Here is a 5,459-nt window from a genome sequence, read left to right as displayed (position 1 = left end):
TGTACATTGCCAGCAGTCGCACCATACACTGCCTCTTCTACAGTCGGTGAATGCGCTTGACGATCAATCACGGCATTGGCTTGTGCTATCTGTTCTTGTAGATTGGCATTCGCCTTTTGTAGACGAGATATTTCCCATTTGTTTTGTAAGACGCGGAAAATAAGTATTGCTAACAAGATACCTATAACGATACCAAGTATGAGGCACAGTATCATTAGTAAGCCTAAATTCATCGTTGGTGCTTGTGAAAACAAAAGATTGACGCCAACTTCAGTATTGTTTGCCAATACCAAACCTAGCGAGTAAGCGAAGCTCAAAAATAGCAGCACTAATAGTAAAATACGCATCAGACGTCTCCTTAAGTTTTTAATAGGACAGACAATGAATAAAAAATGAAGCCATACTGATTGATGATAATGATGATACGTTAGCAAAATTCTACTATCAATCAGATAAATTGGCTATTCATAGTAGAATATCTTACTTTCTTATAGGATCGAAACCGTCTTACTGTAAGCCTGCCACTTTCTCATTAACAGCTTCACGTAATGCTTTGCCCGGCTTAAAGTGCGGTATTGCTTTGGCAGGTACTGGTACGCTTTCACCAGTCTTTGGGTTACGCCCCATACGTGCACGGCGATGATGAAGACAAAAACTACCAAACCCACGCACCTCTACTCGACCATCATTGGCGAGCGTATGGGTCATCAAATTTAATATTTCGCGTACTGCGTCATCGACAATGGTATCTGTCATAGTGTCACAATTTACACTTAGATTGCTAATAAATTCAGACTTGTTAATTGTTTGTTGCATTATCACGCTTACCTTATTGATTAATGGATAAGATGATTGAAAACCATCGTAAAAACTATAAATTGAATAAATACACTCAATAACCATGCGTTTGTTGGTTAAATAACTGTTCATTTATAATGACTTGGGACTAATTTTACATCCCGTTACTCGATGTTGCAAATGATAGCGGATATTGAGATAAATTGGAAATAAGAGTTCTCCTATCATAAAGAAAACTTTAACAATCATACCCAGTAACCAAATTTAATCGTAAAAAAAAGCGACCGAGGTCGCTTTTTTTATAATTATACCATTAGCAATAAATAACTTACTGCATTTGTTCTTTGATCAAGTCACCAATAGTTTTTGGTTGTGCATCAGAACCGGCAGTAGTACTAGTTGTGCTAGTGCTGCTTAGCTCTTTAATCGCTTGACGCTCTTCAGCTTCGTCTTTTGCTTTGATTGACAAGCTGATATTACGTGTTTTACGATCAACACTGATGATTTTTGCTTCAACGTCATCACCAACCGTTAGGTGCTTAGTAGCATCTTCAACGCGGTCACGTTGAATCTCAGAGGCACGTAAGTAAGCTTCAACTTCGTCAGCAAGCTCGATAGTAGCACCTTTAGCGTCTACTTCTTTTACTTTACCATTAACGATAGCACCGCGGTCATTGTTGACTAGGTATTCGTTGAATGGATCAGAGCTTAACTGCTTCACGCCTAGGCTGATACGATTGGCTTCTGAATCTACAGACAATACCATTGCTTCAACGGTGTCGCCTTTGTTGTAGTTACGGATAGCGTCTTCGCCAGTTTCGTTCCAAGAGATATCTGATAAGTGAACTAAACCATCAATACCACCGTCTAGACCGATAAAGATACCGAAGTCAGTGATAGATTTGATCGTACCAGTGATTTTATCACCGCGCTCATGTTTCTTATCAAACTCATCCCATGGATTGGCTAGAGTTTGTTTGATACCTAAGCTAATACGACGACGTTCTTCATCGATATCAAGGATCATTACTTCAACTTCATCACCCACTTGAACAACTTTTGATGGATGGATGTTTTTGTTGGTGTGATCCATCTCTGATACGTGTACTAGACCTTCAATACCTTCAGAAATTTCAGCAAAACAACCATAATCAGTCAAGTTAGTAACGCGTGCTTTTACAACGCTACCCACTGGGTATGTGCCGCCGACGTTATCCCAAGGATCAGTACCTAGTTGTTTTAGACCTAGGCTAACGCGATTGCGCTCACGGTCAAACTTAAGTACTTTAACTTTAAGGTCTTGACCCACTTCAACCACTTCAGATGGGTGCTTGATACGGCGCCATGCCATATCAGTGATGTGCAATAGACCATCAATACCACCAAGATCAACGAATGCACCGTAATCAGTTAGGTTCTTAACGATACCTTCGATCTCGATACCTTCTTCAAGCTTGTTCAATAACTCTTCGCGCTCAGCTGAGTTTTCAGCTTCCATAACCGCACGGCGACTAACGACAACGTTATTACGCTTTTGATCAAGTTTGATAACTTTAAATTCTAACTCTTTACCTTCTAGATGCGTCGTATCACGGATAGGACGTACATCTACCAAAGAACCTGGCAAGAACGCGCGTACTGAACCGATATCTACGGTAAAGCCGCCTTTTACTTTGCTAGAAATAATACCTTTTACAATCTCATCGTTGTCAGAGATTTTTTCAAGGAAATTCCAAGTCTCAACGCGTTTGGCTTTTTCACGTGACAGTAAGGTTTGACCCATACCGTTATCAACTGCTTCAACCACTACGTCTACTGTATCGCCAACTTCAACTTCAAGTTCGCCTTCTTCGCTTAAAAACTCTTCACGAGCGACGATACCTTCAGATTTTAGACCAGTGTCGACAGTGATCCAGTCGTTATCGATGGCAACAACAGTACCTGTGATAACCGAGCCACGCTCGATATCAAGACCTGTTTCTTCGATGCTCGCTTCAAATAGTTCAGCAAATGATTCCATTATGTCTACCTTTGTATAGCCGTATCCTGTCCAGCACAGTACGGATCAAATTTATAACTGTATAAAACGAGAATACTGGTTTTATATCCTATGCAGTCATATAAAAAAACGTTTGTTGGTAATAAGCAAATGGTTCAGCAAACTCACTAGCAACAACTGTCTTATATTAAAATACGTTATATTTTTTATATTTATATCCTTTAGATGATATAGTTTTACTACTCTCTAAAGATTATTGACGTCTACTACCGTAATTTTATACTAAAATCAAGCCTATAGGAAACCTTTTAATACCTACTAACTTGTTTTTATTAACTATTAAAGCAAATACCTTTATCCTGACAATATCTTTTTACTTGCTCGTAAACCGCATCAGCATCTAAGTTAGAGCTGTCCAATAATAGCGCATCTGCTGCAGGCTTTGATGGTGAAGTCGTACGATTTTCATCACGATTATCACGGGCTTTAATCGTGGTCAAAATTGCTTCAAAATCCGCTGTTTGTCCAGCATTCAGTAGCTGTGTTACACGGCGCTCAGCACGCGCTTCAGCACTGGCAGTCAAAAATACCTTAACGTCAGCGTCCGAGAAGACGACTGTACCCATATCACGACCATCAGCAACCAATCCTGAACGGCTTGCCATATCTTGTTGCAGCTTTAGCAATGCTTGGCGAACCTTTGGAAATACTGCTATCTGTGATGCATAACCGCCAATCGTCTCGTTACGAACTTGCTCACTTACCGCCTCACCATTCACGATAATATCGACACGTCCTGACTCGTTGTTAGGTACAAAGGCAATCTCTAAGCTTTGCGTTAACGCTAATATAGCCATCTCATCAATGGCTTGGTTTGCATCGGCAGTAATCAATCCAGCTTCAAATGCTTTAAGTCCAACGATACGATATAACGCCCCTGAATCAAGAAGCTGATACCCTAAAGCTTGTGCTAAGCGCCATGTTACCGTGCCTTTACCTGCACCACTTGGCCCGTCAATACAAATAACAGGAAAACGCAGAGAGGTCATTTCACTGTTATTACTCGTATTAGGGTTGGTAACAGTCATAATACTCACTTAAAGTCGACAATTTTTATAACAATATAAATAATGATAGAAGCGTAAATAAAGCAGTTTTTACTTGTTAATCAAAGGATTACAAGTAAAAAATTATATTAACAAGTAAATAGGGCAATATTATAGCAAACAAAGCGCTCTATCACTAGCAGCAAGACTGATATCTTGTTAATCGCTCATATTGCGCTTAGCTTTTGCCACTTTTCGGCGCTGATGAAAAAAATCCTTGAGCATCTGACTGCTGTCCTCACGACACAAACCTGTATCAACTTGAATCATATGGTTATAAAAAGGCTGTGCAGCCAAGTTCATTTGACTACCAACCATTCCTGCTCTTGGCTCATTTGTAGAATATACAAGTCTGTCTACTCGAGCATGAATCAGCGCCCCGATACACATGGTACATGGCTCTAGAGTCACATATAACGTCGTTTTTAATGGCAAGCGATAGTTATTTAAACGCGTGCAGGCCTCTCTTAAGGCAACTATCTCAGCATGTGCTGTCGCATCACAACGCCCGATCGGCTCATTAAACCCTTGACCAATAATCTGCTGATTATGTACCAAGACTGCTCCAACTGGCACCTCCTCGCGATCAGCCCCTTGCTTGGCCAGTTTTAGCGCCTCTTTCATCCACTTCACATCTTGCATCGACCAAAATATACCGGTTTGAATTTGCTGTATTATTGAAGTCGTATCCATTAACCAACTATCTAGTAGAGGATAAGGCGATAATTTTATAGGTGAAAAGTGCATCATTTACTGTGGCAGCTGCCAATCGATAGCCGTCTGCCCGTATTGCACCAAATAATCATTGGCCTTAGAAAACGGCTTAGAACCAAAAAAACCACCACGGTTGGCTGCTAATGGTGATGGGTGTACTGCCGTCAAAATCAAATGTTTATCGGTATTGATATACTTGCCTTTTTTCTGTGCTTTACTGCCCCACAAGATAAACACCGTATGTTCAGTTTGCTCGTTAATCACATCAATGACTGCATCAGTGAACTGCTCCCAGCCCTGATTTTGATGGCTATTTGGCTCGCCTTCTCTCACAGTCAAAGAGCTATTTAGCAACAGCACCCCTTGCTGCGCCCAGTAAGTCAGGTTGCCATGTTTTGAAGGTGCGATACCAATATCACTCGCCATTTCTTTCAACAAATTATTCAATGACGGTGGTTTTGGAATGGCTTTAGGCACTGAAAACGATAAGCCCATTGCTTGCCCTGGTCCGTGATAAGGATCTTGACCTAAGATAACGATTTTCACCTGCGATAAAGGCGTTAAATTAAAGGCATTAAACATCAGCGGTGCCGGTGGATAAATACTGTCCTCCGACTGATAGGCTTCCTTTAAAAAAGCACGTAGATTATCCATGTTTTCAGAGGTTAACTCATCCGCTAACGCTTGCTTCCAATCTTCTGGTAGGCGCACATTGTCCAAAATCGCTTGCTTTTGTGCGGCTGTTTTTGTTGGTTGTACATCAAGTAATGTCATAATCAACCCTTTTTTATTTGTTATCAGGATACGCTAACATTGATATTAGCAATAAAAAAACGGCTACC

6 protein-coding genes are annotated in these 5,459 nt (G+C 40.6%); all 6 read right to left on the bottom strand.

What is annotated here, in order from left to right; genetic code table 11:
* Positions 1–347, bottom strand: a 347-nt coding sequence (locus VLN09_RS10215; protein WP_325246192.1) for a LapA family protein, incomplete at its 3' end; no start/stop codon positions are given.
* Positions 348–507: 160 nt separating this feature from the next.
* Positions 508–816: an integration host factor subunit beta gene (locus VLN09_RS10210; RefSeq protein ID WP_325246190.1), complete on the bottom strand. Its 309-nt coding sequence runs from the start codon at positions 814–816 to the stop codon at positions 508–510.
* Between the two features lie 310 nt (positions 817–1,126).
* Positions 1,127–2,818 (bottom strand): 30S ribosomal protein S1, encoded by a 1,692-nt coding sequence (gene rpsA / locus VLN09_RS10205; protein ID WP_325246188.1) that lies wholly within the window; start codon positions 2,816–2,818, stop codon positions 1,127–1,129.
* 311 nt (positions 2,819–3,129) lie between these two features.
* A complete protein-coding gene (cmk, locus tag VLN09_RS10200; RefSeq protein ID WP_325246186.1) occupies positions 3,130–3,885 on the bottom strand; it encodes a (d)CMP kinase in 756 nt (251 codons plus the stop codon).
* 177 nt (positions 3,886–4,062) lie between these two features.
* Positions 4,063–4,596: a tRNA adenosine(34) deaminase TadA gene (gene tadA, locus VLN09_RS10195; RefSeq protein WP_325246184.1), complete on the bottom strand. Its 534-nt coding sequence runs from the start codon at positions 4,594–4,596 to the stop codon at positions 4,063–4,065.
* A 57-nt stretch (positions 4,597–4,653) separates the two neighbouring features.
* The gene (locus VLN09_RS10190; RefSeq protein ID WP_325246182.1) at positions 4,654–5,391 is read right to left on the bottom strand and encodes a uracil-DNA glycosylase; all 738 of its coding nucleotides are present in this window, start codon (positions 5,389–5,391) and stop codon (positions 4,654–4,656) included.
* Positions 5,392–5,459 lie beyond the last annotated feature (68 nt).

Source organism: Psychrobacter sp. (genome assembly GCF_035469765.1).
Classification (GTDB): domain Bacteria; phylum Pseudomonadota; class Gammaproteobacteria; order Pseudomonadales; family Moraxellaceae; genus Psychrobacter.
Note: the sequence above shows the minus strand (reverse complement) of the source record. Positions and strands in the feature narration are given on the sequence as shown.